Source organism: Paenibacillus sp. A14, from assembly GCF_036864815.1.
GTDB lineage: Bacteria > Bacillota > Bacilli > Paenibacillales > Paenibacillaceae > Fontibacillus > Fontibacillus sanfengchensis.
The window spans coordinates 818,985-838,481 of the sequence record NZ_JBAGJD010000001.1; the positions used below are offsets into that span (position 1 = coordinate 818,985).

The 19,497-nt window shown below is 53.4% G+C and carries 20 protein-coding genes and 1 other RNA gene; 1 reads left to right on the top strand and 20 read right to left on the bottom strand.

From position 1 onward, the window contains the following. Positions 1-140: 140 nt before the first annotated feature. From V4U88_RS04025 to V4U88_RS04040, 4 genes are all read right to left on the bottom strand, one after another. On the bottom strand, positions 141-896 hold the full coding sequence (locus tag V4U88_RS04025) for a lytic transglycosylase domain-containing protein (RefSeq protein WP_334071930.1): 756 nt from the start codon (positions 894-896) through the stop codon (positions 141-143). Between the two features lie 162 nt (positions 897-1,058). Then, on the bottom strand, positions 1,059-1,460 hold the full coding sequence (locus tag V4U88_RS04030) for a hypothetical protein (RefSeq protein ID WP_334071931.1): 402 nt from the start codon (positions 1,458-1,460) through the stop codon (positions 1,059-1,061). A gap of 28 nt (positions 1,461-1,488) precedes the next feature. Further along, a complete protein-coding gene (locus V4U88_RS04035; protein WP_334071932.1) occupies positions 1,489-1,737 on the bottom strand; it encodes a DUF1540 domain-containing protein in 249 nt (82 codons plus the stop codon). A gap of 97 nt (positions 1,738-1,834) precedes the next feature. Continuing rightward, positions 1,835-2,329 carry a YpuI family protein gene (locus V4U88_RS04040; protein WP_334071933.1) on the bottom strand — a complete coding sequence of 165 codons (495 nt, stop codon included), beginning with the start codon at positions 2,327-2,329 and terminating at the stop codon, positions 1,835-1,837. A 180-nt stretch (positions 2,330-2,509) separates the two neighbouring features. Between V4U88_RS04040 and V4U88_RS04045 the strand changes: the two genes are divergently transcribed. After that, on the top strand, positions 2,510-4,390 hold the full coding sequence (locus V4U88_RS04045; RefSeq protein WP_334071934.1) for a S8 family peptidase: 1,881 nt from the start codon (positions 2,510-2,512) through the stop codon (positions 4,388-4,390). A gap of 82 nt (positions 4,391-4,472) precedes the next feature. On the opposite strand, the gene rnpB is transcribed toward V4U88_RS04045, so the two are convergent. The 16 genes from rnpB to V4U88_RS04125 all read right to left on the bottom strand — a co-directional run bounded on the left by rnpB (position 4,473) and on the right by V4U88_RS04125 (position 19,441). Beyond that, positions 4,473-4,876: RNase P RNA component class A (rnpB, locus tag V4U88_RS04050), an RNA gene on the bottom strand. 63 nt (positions 4,877-4,939) lie between these two features. After that, complete coding sequence (locus V4U88_RS04055; protein ID WP_334071936.1) at positions 4,940-6,055, bottom strand: Nif3-like dinuclear metal center hexameric protein; 1,116 nt, start codon at positions 6,053-6,055, stop codon at positions 4,940-4,942. After that, complete coding sequence (locus tag V4U88_RS04060) at positions 6,031-6,792, bottom strand: tRNA (adenine(22)-N(1))-methyltransferase (protein ID WP_334071937.1); 762 nt, start codon at positions 6,790-6,792, stop codon at positions 6,031-6,033. The genes V4U88_RS04055 and V4U88_RS04060 overlap by 25 nt, the downstream gene beginning before the upstream one ends. 205 nt (positions 6,793-6,997) lie before the next feature. Then, positions 6,998-8,131, bottom strand: a complete 1,134-nt coding sequence (gene rpoD / locus V4U88_RS04065; protein ID WP_334071938.1) for an RNA polymerase sigma factor RpoD — start codon at positions 8,129-8,131, stop codon at positions 6,998-7,000. Positions 8,132-8,173: 42 nt separating this feature from the next. Continuing rightward, entirely contained in the window at positions 8,174-9,997 is a 1,824-nt protein-coding gene (gene dnaG, locus V4U88_RS04070; protein ID WP_334071939.1) for a DNA primase, read from the bottom strand. A 48-nt stretch (positions 9,998-10,045) separates the two neighbouring features. Beyond that, positions 10,046-10,501: a YaiI/YqxD family protein gene (locus tag V4U88_RS04075; protein ID WP_334071940.1), complete on the bottom strand. Its 456-nt coding sequence runs from the start codon at positions 10,499-10,501 to the stop codon at positions 10,046-10,048. A 30-nt stretch (positions 10,502-10,531) separates the two neighbouring features. Continuing rightward, entirely contained in the window at positions 10,532-12,610 is a 2,079-nt protein-coding gene (glyS, locus tag V4U88_RS04080) for a glycine--tRNA ligase subunit beta (RefSeq protein WP_334071941.1), read from the bottom strand. After that, positions 12,603-13,490 (bottom strand): glycine--tRNA ligase subunit alpha, encoded by an 888-nt coding sequence (gene glyQ / locus V4U88_RS04085; protein ID WP_334071942.1) that lies wholly within the window; start codon positions 13,488-13,490, stop codon positions 12,603-12,605. The genes glyS and glyQ overlap by 8 nt, the downstream gene beginning before the upstream one ends. Positions 13,491-13,615: 125 nt before the next feature. Then, complete coding sequence (locus tag V4U88_RS04090) at positions 13,616-13,765, bottom strand: hypothetical protein (protein ID WP_334071943.1); 150 nt, start codon at positions 13,763-13,765, stop codon at positions 13,616-13,618. Positions 13,766-13,861: 96 nt separating this feature from the next. Continuing rightward, on the bottom strand, positions 13,862-14,611 hold the full coding sequence (gene recO, locus V4U88_RS04095) for a DNA repair protein RecO (protein ID WP_334071944.1): 750 nt from the start codon (positions 14,609-14,611) through the stop codon (positions 13,862-13,864). Positions 14,612-14,674: 63 nt separating this feature from the next. Beyond that, positions 14,675-14,821: a YqzL family protein gene (locus V4U88_RS04100; protein ID WP_334071945.1), complete on the bottom strand. Its 147-nt coding sequence runs from the start codon at positions 14,819-14,821 to the stop codon at positions 14,675-14,677. A 116-nt stretch (positions 14,822-14,937) separates the two neighbouring features. Next, on the bottom strand, positions 14,938-15,840 hold the full coding sequence (gene era, locus V4U88_RS04105; RefSeq protein ID WP_334071946.1) for a GTPase Era: 903 nt from the start codon (positions 15,838-15,840) through the stop codon (positions 14,938-14,940). A 31-nt stretch (positions 15,841-15,871) separates the two neighbouring features. Beyond that, positions 15,872-16,270, bottom strand: coding sequence for a cytidine deaminase (cdd, locus tag V4U88_RS04110; protein WP_416367243.1), 399 nt, complete (start codon positions 16,268-16,270; stop codon positions 15,872-15,874). Between the two features lie 33 nt (positions 16,271-16,303). Beyond that, positions 16,304-16,681 (bottom strand): diacylglycerol kinase family protein, encoded by a 378-nt coding sequence (locus V4U88_RS04115; RefSeq protein ID WP_334071947.1) that lies wholly within the window; start codon positions 16,679-16,681, stop codon positions 16,304-16,306. Beyond that, positions 16,681-17,178, bottom strand: a complete 498-nt coding sequence (gene ybeY, locus V4U88_RS04120) for an rRNA maturation RNase YbeY (protein WP_334071949.1) — start codon at positions 17,176-17,178, stop codon at positions 16,681-16,683. The genes V4U88_RS04115 and ybeY overlap by 1 nt, the downstream gene beginning before the upstream one ends. Continuing rightward, a complete protein-coding gene (locus tag V4U88_RS04125; protein WP_334071950.1) occupies positions 17,150-19,441 on the bottom strand; it encodes an HD family phosphohydrolase in 2,292 nt (763 codons plus the stop codon). The genes ybeY and V4U88_RS04125 overlap by 29 nt, the downstream gene beginning before the upstream one ends. Positions 19,442-19,497 lie beyond the last annotated feature (56 nt).

A 19,497-nucleotide genomic window follows, 5' to 3' on the forward strand; every position in this document is an offset into this window, starting at 1 on the left:
TATATCCCCCCTGAAGAATGTCCCATGTTAAAAAGACCAAAAGGAAAAACGCGCTCTCCGTTCAGGCGTTCTTCCTTCTGATCTTCCTTAGAGAAACCCGCTAATAAAAAGCGGGTGCTGCGACTATCCAGTTTCCCCAATCAGCCTCTAACTTCGTACTTTGAGCGGGCGGCCGCGATTTTGCCGATATAGTTCTGCGTTTCCCGCGGCAGCAGGTGCAGCTTCTCCATCAACTCCGCGTCATTGGAAATCCCCAATCTTTGCAGTCTTCCCGGACCTGCGTTGTATGCGGCCAGCGCCGTATTCTCGTTCCCGCCAAAACGTTTGAGTTGGTTGGCCAGGTACCGCGTTCCCCCATCGATGTTCTGGGCCGGATCAAAAGGATTGCTGACCCCTAGCCCGGCGGCGGTTCCATCCATCAGCTGCATCAGCCCTTTGGCCCCCGCGGACGATACGGCTTCCGGATTAAAGGAGGATTCCGTTTCAATCACCGCTTTGATCAAGCTTTCGGACACGCCGTATTTCCGGCTGGCCATGGCGATCAATTCGTCCAAATCCCCGCCAAGCCGCGGGGGTTTACCCGTAAAGGATACCGGTGCCGACTCGGAAGGCTGCACGGTCGCCTCCACAGCCTGATCTCCGCCTGCCGGCAGCGTCTGCCACAGCATGCCATCGTAACTGTCCCCATAGGCCAAAGCGGTGGCGGTCAAGGAGTCAGCCGCATCATTCATTGACGAAGATTCTCCCTCTGCCATCATCATCTCTTTCAGCAATATATCAAACAAGGAGCCCTGGCTGTCCACCGTGTTTCCCTTTTCCGAATTCCCTTGTAAATCCAACTCGCTTCTCGTTTGAAGCTGAATTAACTGTCCCATGGTTCGCGGATCGATTTGCATGTAAATAAAACTCCTCTTCTACGCTCAAAAGGTATTATTCCTATATTTTACACGGGAACCGGAAACTTGACCACCCATTTTATCGGAATTTGCAAAAATAACTCGAATCGATAAAAGGCCGGCGTCTTTCGACGTCAGCCTGAAAACGGAGTTTTACGGAAATTAGCGGGTAAACGGAATAAGGACGAAATAGCTTAACGTGGCGACGATACCTAGGCCGATGGCCCAGGCGCCCGAGGTTTTATTTCCCTGGCTGTAAGCGTAAAAGCCCATCACGGCAGCCAGCGGCCCCAAAATAATGGACCACATGAAAAGGGATGCGATCCCGAGCCCAACGCCCACATATCCGACGGTTCTCCCGGCACCTGCCGTTTGGGCTTGGTTCCGGTCTGCGGCTCTAACGCCCCCCGCTTCCGTCCGCTCCGATAAAGTCTCTCGATTGGCGACGGTTCTTATGGGCGCGACTTCGGCGGCATACTCTTCCTTATGCGTTTTTCTGGGATAATCCACACGCTTTTTGGAAGACTCCGGGTATTTCGTTTTCCCCTTGATTCGATCAGTCATCACAGCACCTCCTGAAATTAGGTAGCCCTTAGGATGATTTTGGCTTAAACGTGTGACAGCAAGTCGCTGAGGACGATGCAGCTTCGTCCCGATGATCGGTGTCGAAGGACTCACCGGCAAACTCGGCATTGTAACGGGCATCGGCGTGCTTGTCGATATCGATCATAATTAAGTCCGCCTTACAAACGTTTTGTTCTCCCCAGTAAGAGCAATTGGACACACTACATTTAACAATGGGTTTATCCCCGTTTGGCATTTTGATCACCTCACAGATCATTGTCCCCGGTCCCCGGTTGGCCTATGCGCCTCCCGTTTTGTCAAATTCATGCAACAAAAAAAGATGCCTGACCGGCATCTTGGAAATGGCTTAACCGTTATTTGCTCCGCATCCGGAGCTGTGTCAGATAATCGCTTTCATAATAAGTTAATTCATCCCGCAGTTCCTCGTACACTTTGGAAATGTCCAAAATAATGTCCCGGGCCGCGCGCACCGGTTTCTTACGGAACCGAATCGCGTCTTTACCGGTATAGGCATATCGCCCGTCTTCGGAATAGCTTTCATTTTTCGGGTAAAAAAAGGCGTTTACGCAATCGTGATAAACATGATAAAGCGTTTTTTCGGCGGATTCCGCATCAAATGTTCCCCGCCGCAGTATAATTCCCAACTTTTCCTGCCACACCTCTGAGAAAACGAGTAAATGCCGCAGATCGGCCATGAATCCCCGATAAAAATGAGCGGTCTCTTCATCCTGGCCTTCCGCCAGCTGTGGCAACGTCGTATGGTTAAGGAAGGTTTCCATTTGGCCGATTGCCAATTTCAATCGTTCTTTCGCACTCGCACATAGTTGCTGGATACTGGTTTGTGACATGGTTCCCATACTCCCTCTCCCCTGAGCCGTCAGGTTTCGGCGCCTTATAGTTTGTCCCCGGGTCCATCGTACCATAAAATCGGTGAAAGCGGTATCCTCAGGTATGAACGAGGGAATAAAACGCCCGGTATTACCTCATTCTATGCATAACACGATAATGCCTGTAAGGAGGAACTTCTGATGAAATGGCAGAGATGGGCCGCACTGGCTCTGGCGGGAGTTGGGGCCGTTGCCCTGTACAACCTGGTTCCGGACACGGCCCCTCCTGTTCCCCCCAACCCCGGAAAGGGAGCTCGGGTCGAGGCGGCTCAGGAGCAAAAGCTGAAGAAAACGATGCTGCATCGGGATATGAAGGCAACGGAAAAACTGGCGAGACTGGATGCGAAACGGCATCTCAAAAGTATGGCGGGCCAATGGCCGGCCGCGTCACAGGCAGAGCGTTTGCGAACAGCCCGGAATCTGCAACAAGACCATTTGCAGTTCCTCTCTCTAAGGTGGCGGTCCGGGGAACAGGAACAAGAAATCCGCGGCAAATCCTTCCGTCCGGAACAACAAGATTTCAAGCAGTTGAACGGATATCTGGGCTTTGCCCGCAAAGCGCTGCAAAAAGGCCGGGCTTATGAATCCCCCGCCTTTCCAAGCGGTAACCCTAAGTATTTCGTCCTCGCCGAGCCTTCCGGACAAACCGGAGAAGGGATCATTGCAGTGATGGATACGGGGATTTTACGGCGCGTACAAGAACATCAGAACAAAAACCTGCGCCTGATCCCGTATCCGAAAGAAGGAAAGTACAAAATCGAATCTGCCCATGCGGACACCTTACGGGATATAACCGTAAAAACCGGCCATGACAACGAAAAAGCCAGTCATTATTATGAGAATGAAATTGTCGTGACATTCGGGCAGACGCCTTCCGCCCGGGAGCTTACGAAAATGCAATCCGATCTCCGGTGCAAACCGGCACGAACCATCGGACGGACCTATATCTTCCGGTCAGAGACGATGAATATGCAGCAGCTCCACGACTATTTTCAAAAGAATTGGAAGCCGAATTACATGGAACCTCATTACCTGTACCTCACCAATGAAAATGAGACCGGCCTTGCGGATGAGCAGCACCCCGAGATTCCCAACGATTTGCTGTTTTCGGAATATCAATGGAACCTTCCCATCATTGAAACCAATCGGGGATGGACGCTGTCCAAAGGCAGCGATGATGTGATCGTCGCGGTAGTCGATACCGGCGTGGACCTGGATCATCCCGACCTTCAAGGGCGATTGCTGCAAGGCTATAACGTCGTTGCACCGGAAGAAGCGCCTTCGGATGATGTCGGACATGGCACGCACGTGGCGGGAATCATCTCGGCCAACGTGAATAATAACGAAGGCATTGCCGGAATGATGTGGGGCGGTAAAATCCTCCCGGTCAAAGCTTTGGACAGCACGGGTTCCGGTACCACCTATTCCGTGGCGCAAGGGATTATTTGGGCCACGGATCACGGAGCCAAGGTGATCAATATGAGCCTGGGCAATTATGCCGACTCTCAGTTTCTGCACGAAGCGATCAAATATGCCTTTGACCGGGATGTCGTGCTGATCGCGGCCACGGGGAATGACAACACGGAGCGTCCGGGTTACCCGGCCGCCTATCCCGAAGTGCTGTCCGTCTCTGCGACCGATTTTCAACAGCAGCGCGCCTCCTTCTCCAACTACGGAGATTACGTGGATGTAATGGCCCCGGGCGAAAGCATTGCAAGCACGTATCCCGGCAACCAATACGCGGCTTTGTCCGGCACCTCCATGGCCAGTCCCCATGTTTCGGCACTGGCGGCTTTGATCCGTTCGATTAACCCGGATCTGAAGAACACCGAGGTGATGGATATTATCCGCAGCAATGTCATTGACCTTGGCGACGCCGGACACGATAAATACTTCGGTTACGGACAAATCGACGTGTTTGCGGCGTTGGAGGCTGCGGGAGGCGGAAACGACGCTCCCCTTCAGTTCTGGCCCCAGTCGATGCAGCGCAAGGTCGACAAGATTTTCAAGGAAGGCAAGTAACAAAAAAAAGAGGCTGTCCTGAGCATACGCGCTCGGGACAGCCTCTCTGTACAGTTATAGAAGTAAAAAACAAGGTTGCAGTGATGAAAGTTTGCCGTAAGCCGGGTTCTGTACTCTTTGCGGTAAAACGGGAACTACCCTCCCGCGTTGAGCGACAATCATCTATCTAGGCCGCACATTACTGGGCGGCTCCAGCGACCAACCCGGACGCGCCTCGGGCTAAGGCTGCTTCGCGAAGAAGCTGCGTCCCATTAGGTCTTGCTCCAGGTGGGGTTTACCAGGAACGAAGTCACCAGCGTTCCTCGGGGTCTCTTACACCTCGGTTCCATCCTTGCCTGTGCACGCTTTGCAGCGGCCATCGGCGGTCCGTTTCTGTGGCACTATCCTTCGGCTCGCGCCGACTGGACGTTATCCAGCACCCTGCCCTATGGAGCCCGGACTTTCCTCCCGCGGCTTAAAGCCGCCGGCGATTGTCTGTCAAACTTTCGAAGGCAACACTTGATAGTATACAGGGATTGAAGAGGAATCACAAGTATGAAACTGCAGGAATTACAGGAAAATAAACGGCTCCGTTTGGATTTCGGAGGCATGCACGGCCGTACTGTACTTTTGTTCCGCAAGTTTCTCCTTCAGCCAGGAGGCAACCTTGGACTTCATGATTTTCTCCGCATTGTGACCGGGGTCGATCAGCGTCATACCGGCCATCTCCGCATCCTGAGCCGTATGATAATCGATATCCCCCGTGACGAGCACATCCGCTCCCCGGAACATCGCCGCCTTCCAATAACGGCCCCCCGAGCCGCCAAGCACCGCCGCTTTTTTGATCTGACGGTTCAAATCGCCCACTACGCGAACCTTAGGAACATGCAGCCTCTCCTTCACCCGCTGTACAAATTGCTCCAAAGTAACGGTCGTATCCAGCGGGCCGACTCTCCCCAGTCCAAAGGTTCGGCCTTTGAGATCCATCGGGTACAAGTCGTAAGCCACCTCTTCATAGGGATGGCTTTTCAGCATGGCTTGGATGACTTTGTTCCGGATGCTTTGCGGCACTACGGTTTCAAGGCGGATCTCCTCCGCTCTCTCCATTTTCCCCTGCTGGCCGATAAACGGATCGGTCCCCTCGCCGGGAATGAACGTACCGTAACCTTCGATGTTGAAGCTGCAGTGGCTGTAATTGCCGATCGCTCCCGCTCCGGCGTTAAGTACGGCATCCAGTACCCGTTCATGGTGATCCTTCGGCACGAAAACGACGAGCTTGTACAGATGGTCGGTATGAATGTCCTCCAAAGGGCCGCTGCTTCGGATCCCTAGCGCTTCCGCCATCCAGTCGTTCATTCCGCCCTCGGTAACATCCAGATTGGTATGGGCTACGTAGACGGCGATGTCGTTCTTAATAAGCTTCTCGTAGACTTTCCCCATCGGTGTGTCGCTTTGCAGATTGGCGAGCGGACGGTAAATGATCGCATGATGGGCGATGATCAGATTGGCCCCTAGCCGAATCGCTTCATCCACCACCGCTTCATTCACGTCGAGCGCGGTAAGCACGCCGGTGATCTCCTTTTGCAGACTTCCGAGCTGCAGTCCGATTTTATCGCCCTCCATGGCGACATGTTTGGGAGCAAGCTGCTCCATGATCTGAATTACGGTTTGACCTTCGGCAAGCATGCCAACACCTCCTTAAGCTGATAAATCCGGCTTGTCAATTCCGCTTCCTTCCCGCGCGCAGTCTCTTGTGTGGAGGCGGCGACGGACTGGCGTATCCTATCCAGCTTCGCGATTTCCGAACGCCACTTGGCCACCCACACTTCCGTTGGAGCCATTGTCAACCGCGGGCCCATCAGCAGTTGAAGTTCCTGTGAGAGCGATACGGAGCAGCCGGGAATGCGTCGTTCCTGATACAAAGCCTTATTCAACTCGTCAGCATCCGCAGCGCGTTCCGCCGTAAGAATTTCATAGATCTTTCCGTCTTCCTCCAAAATGGCTTCATCAGTCAAGTACCAACCGTTCTCCACCAGCCACCGCCGAACGAGTTCCTCCCCCACGTTGGGCTGGAGCACCAAGCGCGTCACTCCGGTCAACTTTTCCCGTCCCTGCGTCAATATCGCAGCGATTAAGGCTCCGCCCATCCCGGCGATCGTAACGCAATCGACCTCGCCCGGCGCGATCACGGCCAAGCCGTCACCTTTCCTTACCGAGATGCGGCTGCTTTCCCCGGCCTCGGCAACCTGCCGCTTGGCCGCTTCCAGCGGACCCTCATTGACCTCCCCGGCTACGGCGAACGCAGCGATACCGTTTTGCACGGCGTAAACGGGCAGCAACGCATGATCCGAGCCGATATCCGCCATCCTGCAGCCTGCTGGGAGCCGGTCGGCGATTTGTTGTAGTCTGGCCGAAAGTTTCATGTAAAAGCCTTCACATCCTTTTTTACCCTATATTCTGATCCAGCAGCTCCGGTCCGCCGCCTTTCTTAATTTGCAATGGCACCGGAAAAGAGCTAAAATAAATAACAATAAATCATAAAGAAGGAAATAATTCCCGAAGTCCAAAACGCGCCCCGTCAGCGAAAAAAAAGACCTTGCTGCTTGCTGCAGAAGGTCGGTTCCACGCTTATTCGAGAAAATCCTTCAGCCGTTTGCTGCGGCTTGGATGGCGCAATTTGCGGAGCGCTTTGGCTTCGATTTGGCGAATTCTTTCCCGTGTAACGCCGAATACTTTGCCCACTTCCTCCAGCGTTCTCGTTCGTCCGTCGTCCAATCCGAAACGCAGGCGAAGTACGTTCTCTTCCCGTTCGGTCAGCGTGTCAAGAACATCCTCCAATTGCTCCTTCAGAAGCTCGTATGCGGCGGCATCCGCCGGCGCCAAGGCTTCCTGGTCTTCAATAAAGTCGCCCAAATGGGAATCGTCCTCTTCCCCGATCGGTGTTTCCAGCGAAACCGGCTCTTGGGCGATCTTCATGATTTCCCGTACTTTCTCTACGCTGAGTTCCATCTCGGCGGCGATTTCTTCCGGCGTCGGTTCCCGTCCGAGCTCCTGCAGCAGCTGTCTGGATACACGGATCAATTTGTTAATGGTCTCCACCATATGAACCGGAATACGTATCGTTCTTGCCTGGTCAGCGATAGCCCGGGTAATGGCCTGGCGTATCCACCAGGTAGCATAGGTACTGAACTTGAAGCCCTTTCTGTAGTCGAATTTCTCTACGGCTTTAATCAGACCCATGTTTCCTTCCTGAATCAGGTCGAGGAACAACATCCCCCGGCCCACATAGCGTTTGGCAATACTGACGACCAGACGCAGATTCGCCTCGGCCAGACGCCGCTTGGCCTCTTCATCGCCGTTCTCGATGCGCTTGGCCAATTCCAGTTCATCGTCCCCGGTAAGCAAGGGAACCCTGCCGATTTCCTTTAGATACATCCGGACCGGATCATTGATTTTTATGCCGGGAGGCAAGGTCAGGTCATCTTCAAAACCGAATTCGTCCCTGCCAGAATCCCGACCTTCCTCATCATGATTCCGGTTGGTTAACTCCTCGTCGCTGTCGCCGGTAATGTCGATGCCCAAGTCCGCCAAATGTTCAAAAAACTCGTCCATTTGCTCCGGATCCTGTTCGAAGGGTGAGAGCTTCTCCATGATTTCTTTGTACGTTAACGAAGACCTCTTTTTTCCTTGTTCGATCAGACGGTCTTTCACCTGGTCGAGAGTTAGTTCCGTTTCTAGTTCAGTATGTTGATCATTCGTCATTCCTGGCTCCCTCCTCCCTAGAAACATCGAAAGTCCTTCCTCTTACTGTCTCTCTAGGGCAATAATCTCACTTGCAATTTGGGCCGCACGCAAAAAATCGCCGGCTTTCTCGGCCGCAACCATTTCTTCTTTTTTGCGCTTGATTTGTTGCTGGAGAGGTACTTTTTGAATCTCTCTTATACAATCATCGAGCTCCTGGGTGCTCCATTCCCGGGGCGTCTCCATCATGGCGATGGAGATGACGGTCTGCTCCAGCCGTTCATCCTGCAGCGATGAAATGAACCTGCTCGCATCCGGGGCCTTCCCTTGCGCATAATAGGCGTATAGATAAGCAGCGATCGCCGCATGATCTTCGATGTTAAATTGGTCCCCGAGCCGTTCCCCGACGTAACGGGCAACCTCGTCATCCTGAAGCATAAAGGAAAGCAGCCTGCGTTCCGCAACATGATAAGCGGGCAATAAAACCGGCATTGATGCCTGCCCCTTTTTATGCCTACCATTATTCCACCTTTTGGTCTTATTATCCCCGGGCGGGTTCTTTTTTTGCATGGCTTGGCGCAATTCGTTGCATTCCTGCTTCAAACTGTCGAAGGAAACCTGGAGATCGGAGGATAACTCCTTTAAATAAATCTCCCGCTCCGTAGGCGACGGCAATGGCGCAATCACTTCGAGCGCTTCCTTGATGTAGGCTACCTTTCCGTCTTCCTCTAGCAGTATATGGTTTTTTTTCAGATATATAAGCTTAAATTTGACGGATGAAACAGCCCCGTCCAGGATCTGATGCCTAAAGCGCTCGCCCCCGTATTTCCGGATAAATTCGTCCGGATCCAGTCCTTCGGGAAGCAGGGCAATTTTTGTCACAAAGCCGATCGCTTCCAATATCGGGATGCTCTTCAAAGCCGCGGCTTGTCCCGCATTGTCACCGTCGTAGCAAACGATCACCTCGTCGGCAAGCCCCCTCATCATGGAGGCATGGCTTTCGGTTAACGCCGTTCCCATCGTGGCCACACCGTTATGAACTCCCGTTTCCCAGGCGCTGATCACATCGCCGTATCCCTCGAAAAGGACGAATTGCCGGCTCTTCCGAATTTCGGATTTGGCCTGGTGAAGATTGTACAGCGTCCTGCTTTTGCTAAACAGCTTGCTTTCCGGCGAATTCAAGTACTTGGGCTGACCTTCTCCCAGCACCCGTCCGGCGAAGCCGATGACTTTACCGTTCCTGTTATGCAGAGGAAAAATAATACGGTCCCGAAAACGGTCGACATATCCGCTTCCGTCCTGCTTGGCGGAGATCAGACCGCCCTTCTCCATCGTTCCCAGATCAAAAGAACGCTTCTCCAAAAATTGGACCAGCGTATCCCAACGCGCCGGCGCATAACCGATTTGGAACGTGTCGATGGCTTTGTCCGTAAAACCGCGATTCTTCAAGTAATCCATGGCGGGCTTCCCATGCTCGGTATTCATCAGCAGAAAATGGTACAGCTTGGAGCTCCACTCATTGGCTTGCAGCTGTTGTTCCAGTTCAAGATTTCTGGGTGCAGCTCCTTGGCCTCCGCCCCCGAAATCAAACGGAATATGGGCTTCCTCGGCCATCATCCGGACTGCCTCCGGGAAGGTTAGACCTTCGATCTCCATACGGAACTTAATCGCGTTGCCGCCCTTGCCGCAGCCGTAACAATGAAAAATTTGCCGATCGGGCGTCACCGTAAAAGAAGGGGTCTTCTCGGAGTGGAACGGACAGAGCCCCTTCATGTATTTGCCCTGTTTAGTCAGATGAACGTGCTTGCCGACCGTGTCGACGATATCGTGCTGCCGCAAGACCGCCTCGATGACTTCCTCCGGGATCGTGCCTCGTCCGGTATTCATCCAAACCACCTTCATCTTTCATAACACGTAAATAGTTATTCGATAAAATTACCCATTCTCCTGCAAATCTCGCAAAAGTTTTACCAATACCTCGGCAAAATGCGTCCTGTCTTCATCGGTAAAAGGCTTTGGGCCTTTTAAATAGCGGCCTCCGCGCCGCGCCTTGGCATGATGATGGCGGCGTTCGAGCAAATAATCAATATTCCCCGGGTGATAAATATCGCCCCGGGGAGACATGGTTTTGCAAGATTTGGCAATGGCCAGCGCCGCAAGACCATAGTCTTGCGTAATGACGATATCGCCTCTCGCAATATGGTTGGCAATGTACAGATCGGCGCTCTGCTGGCTTCGGTCCACCTGGACAACTTCCACGCCTTCGCTTTCGCGCAGCACATGGTCGTATGAAGAAACCATCAGAACCTTGATGCCAAAGCGCCGCGCCGCCTCCGCAATTTCGGTTTTGACGGGACAGGAGTCTCCGTCAACGACGATACGCGTATTCACAGACTCCCGCTCCTTCCTTCAGCCCTTCTATTATGCCCAAACCAGCTTGCCGAAGTCGGCAAACGCCTTGAGATCTTCATCGATCGCCGCCAGTAAGGCCAGCCGGTTGGTACGGATTTCCTCATTTTCCGCCATAACCATAACCGCATCAAAAAACACGGTGATGGCTTCCTTCAATTCACCCAGCTTCCGCAGCGCCGCCGCAGTGTTCCGGGCATCAAGCAGGGCCCGGTATTCGCCGCTCACGCCGCGCCATTTCTCATAGAGGGCTTTTTCCGCCGGATCTTCAAGCAGATCGGAGCGGACTTTTACGGCGGAGGCCTTGGCAGCCAGGTTGCTGACGCGTCCGAACGATTCCACCGTCGTCTTAAAGTCATCCTGACCGTTTACGGCATCCATCAGAGCGGCCCCGCGCGATACGACGGACACCACATCTTCATACCCCGCCGCCATAACGGCGTCCACCACATCGTAACGCAGAGTGTCGGACAGAGTTTTTCTGACGCGTAAGCCAAAGAACTCCATCAAGTCCTTCATAATCTCATCGCCGGAGCTCTTCAGCTCATGGAAGTGCTGATGCGTTTCCAGGGCGATGGCGAAGACATCCGTCAGCCGGAGCGAAAGCTTGTGCTCCAAAATAATCTGTACGATGCCGGCAGCCTGACGGCGCAGGCCGTAAGGGTCCTGCGAGCCGGTCGGAATAATGCCGATCGAGAAGCATCCGGCGATCGTATCGATCTTGTCGGCGATGCTCACGATGCTTCCCACAGACGAGGCCGGCACGGCATCTCCAGCGAAACGCGGCTGGTAGTGCTCGAAAATCCCTCGCGCCACCGCTTCCGATTCTCCGGCTTTGCAGGCGTAATCTTCACCCATGACCCCTTGCAATTCCGGGAACTCGTAGACCATTTGCGTGACAAGGTCGAATTTGCAAATTTCCGCCGTCCGGTTGACCGCTTCCGCCTCGCCCGTATCGATGCCGAGCAAAGCGGTGAGCTTCTCCGCATTGCGGCGGATGCGGCGGACCTTGTCGCCCACGGTGCCCAGCTCTTCGTGGAACACAATGCTCTCGAGCTTCGACAGCGCGTCCTTGATCGCCAGCTTTTGGTCCTCTTCATAGAAGAATTTCGCGTCGGACAATCTGGCGCGCAGCACCTTCTCGTTACCCCGGGCGATGATATCCAGGGAGCGGGCATCGCCGTTGCGAACCGTGACGAAGAAAGGCAGCAGCTCCCCTTGGCCGTTCAAGACAGGGAAATAGCGCTGATGCTCGCGCATGGAGGTAATCAACACCTCCTGCGGAATCTGGAGGAACGACTCCTCGAACTTGCCGAACAGTACGGTCGGCGTTTCCACGAGGAACAGCACCTCTTCCAGCAGGTCGTCCTTCACGGCGATATTCCAGCCCTTTTCTTCCGCCAAGGCCTCGATCTGGCGTTTGATCATGTCTTCCCGTTCATTAACGTCGGCGATGACGTGCTGCCCACGCAGTGTTTCCACATAAGCGGCCGGTTCCGCGATCACAGTCTCCTGTCCAAGGAAACGATGGCCGCGCGTTACGTTGCCGGCTTTAACCCCGGCGATCTCAAGCTCGATAACTTCATCGCCGAATAAAGCCACCATCCAGCGGATCGGACGGACGAATTTGAAATCGTGGCTTCCCCAACGCATATTTTTCGGAAAATTCATCGCCTGGAGAATTCCTTGCAGCCCCGCGGCCACAAGCGATTTCGTCTCCACCCCTGCCCGGCTCTTGCTAACGTAAATGTATTCCGTTCCGCCGAGTTCCTTGAACGTAAATTGCTCGGGATCTACGCCTTGACTGCGGGCAAATCCCAGCGCCGCTTTACTCCAGGCGCCGCTCTCGTCCAAAGCGATTTTACGGGAAGGCCCCTTGACTTCTTCATGGACATCTTCCTGTTTCTCCGCTACCCTTTTCACAAGCACCGCCAGACGGCGAGGTGTAGCGTAACTCTCGATCGAGCCGTAAGGAATCACAGATTCCTCCAGCCATTTCTCCATGCGTTCCTTCAGTTGCTCCATGGCCGCGCGAATAAAGCGGGCCGGCATTTCTTCCATGCCGATTTCGAACAAAAGATCTTTAGTCACGGACAACGCCCCCTTTCTGCAGCATCGGGAATCCGAGCTTTTCACGTTCCTCCAGGTAGGTTGCCGCTACCTGACGGGCGAGATTGCGCACCCGCGTAATATACCCGGTCCGTTCCGTTACGCTGATCGCCCCGCGGGCATCCAGAAGGTTGAAGGTATGCGAACATTTCAGGACATAATCGTAAGCCGGGAACACGAGATGCTGCTCCATCGCTTTGTTCGCTTCCTGTTCATACATATTGAACAAAGTGAACAGCATTTTTACATCGGAAATCTCAAACGTGTATTTCGAATGCTCAAATTCGGGCTGGTGAAATACGTCGCCATAGCTGGTGCCGTCCACCCATTCCAGATCGAAGACGTTCTCCTTGTCCTGGATATAAGAAGCCAGACGCTCCATACCGTACGTAATTTCCACGGCCACAGGATTCGTTTCGATCCCGCCAACCTGTTGGAAATACGTAAACTGCGTAATCTCCATACCGTCGAGCCAAACTTCCCAGCCAAGTCCCCAAGCCCCGAGGCCCGGATGCTCCCAGTTGTCCTCCACGAAGCGGATATCATGCTCCAGCGCGTTGATGCCCAACCGATTCAAGCTCTCCAGATAAATTTCTTGAATATTGTCCGGCGAAGGTTTCAGGATCACCTGAAACTGATGATGCTGATACAGCCGGTTCGGGTTTTCCCCATAGCGGCCGTCCGCCGGACGGCGGGAAGGCTCCACGTAGGCTACGTTCCATGGCTCCGGCCCGATGGAACGCAGAAAGGTCATCGGATTGAGCGTTCCCGCTCCTTTTTCCACATCATACGGTTGCACGATGATACAGTTTTGTTCCGACCAGAACTGCTGCAGGGTCAAGATCATTTGCTGAAAATTCATGAACCACAACTCCTTTACACTTGGTTATGCCGAATCAGCGGGGAGAACCGGGACGCCAAAAAAAGCCCCCGCCTCTACGCCTGCTGTCAGACGTAGGGACGAGAGCTTGCTCCCGCGGTTCCACCCTACTTGATTTGCGAAAGGCACAAGTTACCCGGCCTTACCTCAAATCCGCTTTTCACGTTCATTTTCCCATGCTCCCGGGGCGCCGTTTCATGAGTCCTTCCGTCCGGGCTTGCACTCTCCCCGGCTCGCTGCAGCGGTGTCGTTCCCATTACTCTTTCCCGTTCAACACATGAGTTCCCCATAAATCCGCTATTCAAAATCATGGAGAAAATTCTCATTTATAATATCTGATTTTGCGAGCTTCGTCAAATCTCGTATTTGTCCAATTGATCCAAAAATTGACGCGACTTAAGCCGAAGGCCGAGCTGCATGTCCATAAAATGGCGCATGACGGTTTTCAGCTCCTGTTTCGTTGCATCCTTTACTTCGATGTTACCGAGCCTTCTTAAATCCATTCTTTCGAACAGCGACAGCAGTTTAAAAGTGCCCGGCGAAATTTGCAGTGCCGCCGGGTCATGATGACGGCAGGACCGGCACAGTTTGCCTCCCAGCCGCGGACTGACGGTCAGTTGATCATCGGTACGGCCGCAGGAAATGCAGGCCTCAAACGACGGGCCGTAACCGGCTGCCTGCAATATTTTCATTTCGAACAAATGGATTACGATTTGCGGATCTTTACCGGCCGACAACCCTTCCAGACACGCCTTAAGCTGGGTAAACCAGAAGCTGCCCACCTCTTCGTCCTGCAAGGTTTTGTCCAATAGCTCGCAAGCATACGAGGCATAGGCCGCCAGAAACAAATCCTCGCGCAGCGTTGCATGAGCATCGATCAACTCCCCGGCGTTCAGCGTCCCAAGGCCGCTGTTTTGCCGGAAAAACACATATTCCCCATAGGTAAATAGCTGAGTCAACGCCCCATGCCGGCTCTTGATTTTTTTCGCCCCGCGTACCAATACCCCGATCTTTCCGTGGGTTTCCGTGCACAACGTGATGATTTTATTTCCCTCGCCGTAGTCCATGCTGCGGATGACAATGCCTTCCACCCTGTATAGCATGCCTCTTCCCCCAAGCTTGACCTGTTTCAATACAGAGCTGTTCTAGACATTCAGGAACATCTCTCAGAACTGTTCGACCGTCTCCTCCTCGGCAGACAGTTCTTCCGCCGCCGCAACTTCCTCATCGGAATTGCCGCTGGCTTCTTTATACAGCAAGTAAGCATCGACATCTCCAGTCATCGCAAAATACTTCCACGAAAAATCTCGCATTCGTATTCACCCTTTCTTCGGAAATGACGCGTGCATCTTCAAAGAATAGGATGTGCGAGCGCGAGCGAACTATGCGTTGCAATTACTCCCAGTATAAAGCACTCTCCGTCCAGAACTTACGCATCCCGGTGAAACCCGAGATCCTTCAGAATCCGCTCCTGGTTGCGCCAATCTTTCTTGACTTTTACCCACAACTCCAGGAAAATCTTCGATCCCAGCAAATTTTCGATGTCTTGTCTGGCCAGCTTGCCTACTTCTTTCAGCAGGGAACCTTGCTTTCCGATGATGATTCCCTTTTGCGAATCCCGCTCCACAAAGATGACCGCCGAAATGTAGACGACTCCATTGTCTTCCACTCTCATGTCTTCGATCGTCACAGCGATCGAGTGCGGTACCTCTTCCCGAGTGAGATGGAGAATTTTCTCCCGAATGAGCTCGGCGCAGACGAACTGCTCGGGGTGATCGGTTACCTGGTCTTCGGGGTAATATTGCGGACCTTCCGGCAAATACTTGCCGATCTGTTCAATCAAGGTATTCACGTTATTCCCGAGCTTGGCCGAAATCGGCACAATCTCCGCGAAATCATAAAGCTTCCGGTATTCTTCAATAATCGGGAGCAGTTCCTCCGGTTGAATGCGGTCTATTTTGTTCAGCACCAAAATTACCGGAGTGCGCACATCCTTCAGCCGTTCGATGATAAACCGGTCTCCGCCGCCCAATCCTTCCGCGGTATCGACCAGGAATAAAACGGCCTCGACTTCGCCGAGCGTGTTAAGCGCCGTAGTGTTCATATAATCGCCGAGCTTGGACTGTCGTTTATGGATCCCTGGGGTATCCAGAAAAACGACTTGCATTTCCTCGGACGTATATACGCCGTGTATTTTGTTTCGCGTCGTCTGCGGCTTGTCCGACATGATTGCGATCTTCTGACCGATAATCTGGTTCATCAGCGTGGACTTTCCGACATTCGGCCGGCCCACGATCGCGACAAATCCGGATTTGAATTTATTTTTCGCCATGATGTTAGTCCTTTCCGTTTATTCGCCAGAGTTACAGATCCGACGAGCTGAAGTAGAAGGGCAGCAGCTCCGCAACGGTCGTCTCGCGGATCTCTCCCTTAAGGTTTCCAAGGATGACCGGCATATCCGGCCCGCACAGCTCCAGCATCACCTGACGGCATACGCCGCAGGGCGCGATCGGTCCGTCGGTGTCTCCTACAATAGCCATCGCTTGAAACGTTCCCGGCTTTAGGCCGTCGGCAATGGCCCGGAACATCGCGGTCCGCTCCGCGCAATTGGTCGGCGAATAAGCGGCGTTCTCAATGTTGCAGCCATGATGAACATGTCCGTTTTGGTCCAACAGAGCGGCCCCGACCCCAAATCCCGAATACGGAATATAGGCTGTGGCGCGAGCTTTGATCGCTTCCTGAAGCAGTTGACTGTGATTCATTCTCTCATCTCCTTGTTTACAGGTCGTTCCGGCTTACGATCCCCACCCTAAGGCTGTGCTGACCGGTTCGTAGAACAATAAAATCCCGATGAAGACGGCAAAAGCCGCGGCGACCAAAACCGCTCCGGCCGCGGCATCCTTGGCCATTTTGGCCAAGCGGTGCCATTCCGGAGCCGCCAGATCCACTGCAGCTTCGATTGCGGTATTGATCAGTTCCGCCGTGATTACCAAGGCTATGACCAGGAGCAAAACCGCCACGTCCCTTGCCGGCAAGCGAAAATACAACGCGGCAAGCATAACGACGACCGCGGCCGCCGTATGGAACCGCAGGTTACGCTCCGTCTTCAGCGAGGCGGCGATCCCTTCCCAAGCGTTCCGGAAGGCGGTCCTGCATGTACGCCGCGGTTCCATTACCGAACGAGCCCAACCTGGGCCAATGCGGCTTCCTGTTTGTCCATCATGACCTTCTCGCTCGCCGTATCCTGGTGGTCGTATCCGAGCAGGTGAAGAAAACCGTGCACGACCAAAAAACCGATTTCCCGCTCCAGCGAGTGTCCATACTCCTCGCTCTGGGCTTTGGCGCGCTCTACCGAAACGACGATGTCGCCGAGCACGTCCGTAAGTTCGTCCAGCTCTTCCCCCTCTTCAAGCTCATAAACGATATCCAGCTCCTCGTCCAACGATTCGTTCATGGCAAAGGACAGGACATCCGTCGGACGATCAATACCGCGGTACTCGCGATTCAATTCATGAATGGCTTCATCAGTGACAAAGGTGAGTGCAACCTCGCCTTCCGTAATTTCTTCAGCTTCGCCGGCTTTTTGCAGCAACCGGTCCAGCAGTTCAATGAGATCGTCGCCGATCTCGAGTACGTCCTGCTCATTGTTCCAAACCAGATTGAGCGCCATTCGCTTCCATCCCCCTGTCCTTCTCGTCATTTCCTTTGGTCTTCTTGATTTGCTCCGGGTATTCGATCCGGGAATGGAAAATCCCCATGACCGTCTCCTTCAGTGTTTGGGCGATCAGATCCAGCTCACGCATCGTCAAGTCGCACTCATTAAACTGATGGTCATCGAGCCGGCTCTTGATGATTTTCTCGATCATCGTTTCCACCTGTTCCACCGTCGGCTTGCGCAGCGAGCGCACCGCAGCTTCCACGCTGTCCGCAATACCGACGACCGCAGCCTCCTTGGACTGCGCTTTCGGACCGGGATAGCGGAAATCATCTTCGGTGAAATCCGGTTCGATGCCCTGTTCTTCCGCCAAGGCCAGCGCCTTGTGATAGAAATAATGCAGGAATGTCGTTCCGTGATGCTGCTCCGCAATATCCCGGATCGGCTTCGGCAGCTTGTACTCTTTCTGCATCTCCACCCCGTCGCGGGCATGGGCGATGATGATCGATTTACTCAGCTTGGGATCGATAAAATCATGCGGGTTCTCCATATTGTTCTGGTTCTCGATAAAATAGCTGGGCCGCTTCGTCTTGCCGATATCGTGATAGTAGGACCCGACCCGACACAGCAGACCATCCGCCCCGATCGCTTCCGCGGCGGCTTCGGCCAAATTTCCGACCATGACGCTGTGGTGATAAGTCCCCGGCGTCTCCGTCAGCAGCTTGCGCAGCAGCGGGTGGTTCGGGTTGGACAGTTCTACCAGCTTCAAGGCGGACAGAATGCCGAAGGTCACCTCAAAGAACGGCATCAGGCCGATAACTAGAATCGTCGTGAGCAGGCCGCCGACGATCGCGAACCCGATCGCATATAGCGTGCTCGAATCCTTCCAGCCGTCATTGTTCAGCAAAATCATGGTGAAAACCGAAAGCGAGCCGAACAAGCAGATCATGATTCCGGCTTTAAGCAGCGTGGAGCGCTGGCTGGCCCGGTGAATCGCAAAGATCGACGCAAATGAAATAACGAGTGCGAAAAAGCCGAATTCAAAGTCAAAAATCTGCCCTTGATGCACATTGAGGATCACGCTGGCCAGAATGCTGAACAGAATCGAGCAGATATAGGCCAGGGACAGATCGATCAACAGCGTAATCAGCATGGCTCCCGTCGCCACCGGCGCGAGATAGCCGATATAGGCCCGCTGCTCGTTTTGAACGATCGCGGTGATATGCATGGAAACGATCGTAATCAAAACAATCATGAGCAGCATAACGAACTGCGAGTTGTTATATTTAAAGCGGCTGACACCTTCCGACTGCCGCATAAACATAATCAATCCGATCGTGATCAACGTGGACAGCATTACAAGTCCAATCTGGGGCGAATAATTGACCTCGTCCTTCAGCAGACCGTTTTTTTCAAGCAACGCGTACATTTCCTCGGTAATTTTCTCGCCTTTTCCAACCAGCACGTCGCCCTGCTTAATATAAACGGTCGGCGTGTTCTCGCGCGCTTCCACCTTGGCGGCCTTCGTCGCTTCCTCGTCATAGAACTTGTTGGCCGTGATGGACAGGCGTGCAAGCTCCTGTACAACCTCCCGGGAGATTCGTTTGCTGAGCGAACTGGTGGAGACCATCTCGGCAACTTTGGCCCGGGCCGTTTGCGCATCCACGATTTGATCCGTCATCAGACGGGCTACGATATCGGCGGCAACCGGCTTCATTTCATTAATATCTTCGGGAGTCAACCGGGGGATCTTGATAAACGTCTCCTCGGAAATCTGGTACTGCTGTTCATCGACCTTCTGCGTCACTTCCTGAAACAGCGTCGGCGAATAATTTTCCGAATTTCGGTTGTTCATGATGAAGTTTTGGATATGATCCTTCACCCGCTGCGGCAGTTCTTCCCGGTAAATATCGATTTTGTCCGCCGTCGCCACCTGATCGTCCTGGTTCAAGCGAAAAATCCGGTCCAGGAGATTGGCAACCAGCGCCTCGTTGCGAAGCGGAAGAATCGTGTATACCTGCCCGACCTTTTCGGCAGCTTCCTCCTGGGCTTTCAACGTGGCTTTTGTATCCGGAATCTCCATGGGCGCCAGGATTTCCTTGTCGCTTGGCATGCCCACGGCGATATCATAAGTTTCCGGCAAAAGTTTGGGAGCCATGCTTATATAAAGCATGGCTACTAGCAGCACATACAGCACGTATCGGACCGATGCGCTGGTCTTCCACCCCGCTGTTGTAGGATTAAATTTGTTTTTTCCTTGATCGCTCTTTGAGGTCATAAAGGCAGCCCTCCTGAAAAATTTAAAGGCTTTGGTCTCCGGATTTCGGCTGCCGC

What these genes read in the sequence shown, in the direction of transcription:
- ybeY (WP_334071949.1), bottom strand. Translation starts at nt 17,178, where the DNA reads ATGGCGCTCAATCTGGTTTGGAACAATGAGCAGGACGTACTCGAGATC.
- V4U88_RS04035 (WP_334071932.1), bottom strand. Translation starts at nt 1,737, where the DNA reads ATGATCTGTGAGGTGATCAAAATGCCAAACGGGGATAAACCCATTGTT.
- V4U88_RS04125 (WP_334071950.1), bottom strand. Translation starts at nt 19,441, where the DNA reads ATGACCTCAAAGAGCGATCAAGGAAAAAACAAATTTAATCCTACAACA.
- V4U88_RS04060 (WP_334071937.1), bottom strand. Translation starts at nt 6,792, where the DNA reads ATGAAACTTTCGGCCAGACTACAACAAATCGCCGACCGGCTCCCAGCA.
- dnaG (WP_334071939.1), bottom strand. Translation starts at nt 9,997, where the DNA reads ATGAATACCGGACGAGGCACGATCCCGGAGGAAGTCATCGAGGCGGTC.
- V4U88_RS04045 (WP_334071934.1), top strand. Translation starts at nt 2,510, where the DNA reads ATGAAATGGCAGAGATGGGCCGCACTGGCTCTGGCGGGAGTTGGGGCC.
- V4U88_RS04100 (WP_334071945.1), bottom strand. Translation starts at nt 14,821, where the DNA reads ATGCGAGATTTTTCGTGGAAGTATTTTGCGATGACTGGAGATGTCGAT.
- V4U88_RS04030 (WP_334071931.1), bottom strand. Translation starts at nt 1,460, where the DNA reads ATGACTGATCGAATCAAGGGGAAAACGAAATACCCGGAGTCTTCCAAA.
- V4U88_RS04115 (WP_334071947.1), bottom strand. Translation starts at nt 16,681, where the DNA reads ATGGAACCGCGGCGTACATGCAGGACCGCCTTCCGGAACGCTTGGGAA.
- era (WP_334071946.1), bottom strand. Translation starts at nt 15,840, where the DNA reads ATGGCGAAAAATAAATTCAAATCCGGATTTGTCGCGATCGTGGGCCGG.
- recO (WP_334071944.1), bottom strand. Translation starts at nt 14,611, where the DNA reads ATGCTATACAGGGTGGAAGGCATTGTCATCCGCAGCATGGACTACGGC.
- glyQ (WP_334071942.1), bottom strand. Translation starts at nt 13,490, where the DNA reads ATGAATTTTCAGCAAATGATCTTGACCCTGCAGCAGTTCTGGTCGGAA.
- V4U88_RS04025 (WP_334071930.1), bottom strand. Translation starts at nt 896, where the DNA reads ATGCAAATCGATCCGCGAACCATGGGACAGTTAATTCAGCTTCAAACG.
- cdd (WP_416367243.1), bottom strand. Translation starts at nt 16,270, where the DNA reads ATGAATCACAGTCAACTGCTTCAGGAAGCGATCAAAGCTCGCGCCACA.
- V4U88_RS04055 (WP_334071936.1), bottom strand. Translation starts at nt 6,055, where the DNA reads ATGCTTGCCGAAGGTCAAACCGTAATTCAGATCATGGAGCAGCTTGCT.
- V4U88_RS04040 (WP_334071933.1), bottom strand. Translation starts at nt 2,329, where the DNA reads ATGTCACAAACCAGTATCCAGCAACTATGTGCGAGTGCGAAAGAACGA.
- V4U88_RS04090 (WP_334071943.1), bottom strand. Translation starts at nt 13,765, where the DNA reads ATGGGAACGACACCGCTGCAGCGAGCCGGGGAGAGTGCAAGCCCGGAC.
- rpoD (WP_334071938.1), bottom strand. Translation starts at nt 8,131, where the DNA reads ATGACGAATGATCAACATACTGAACTAGAAACGGAACTAACTCTCGAC.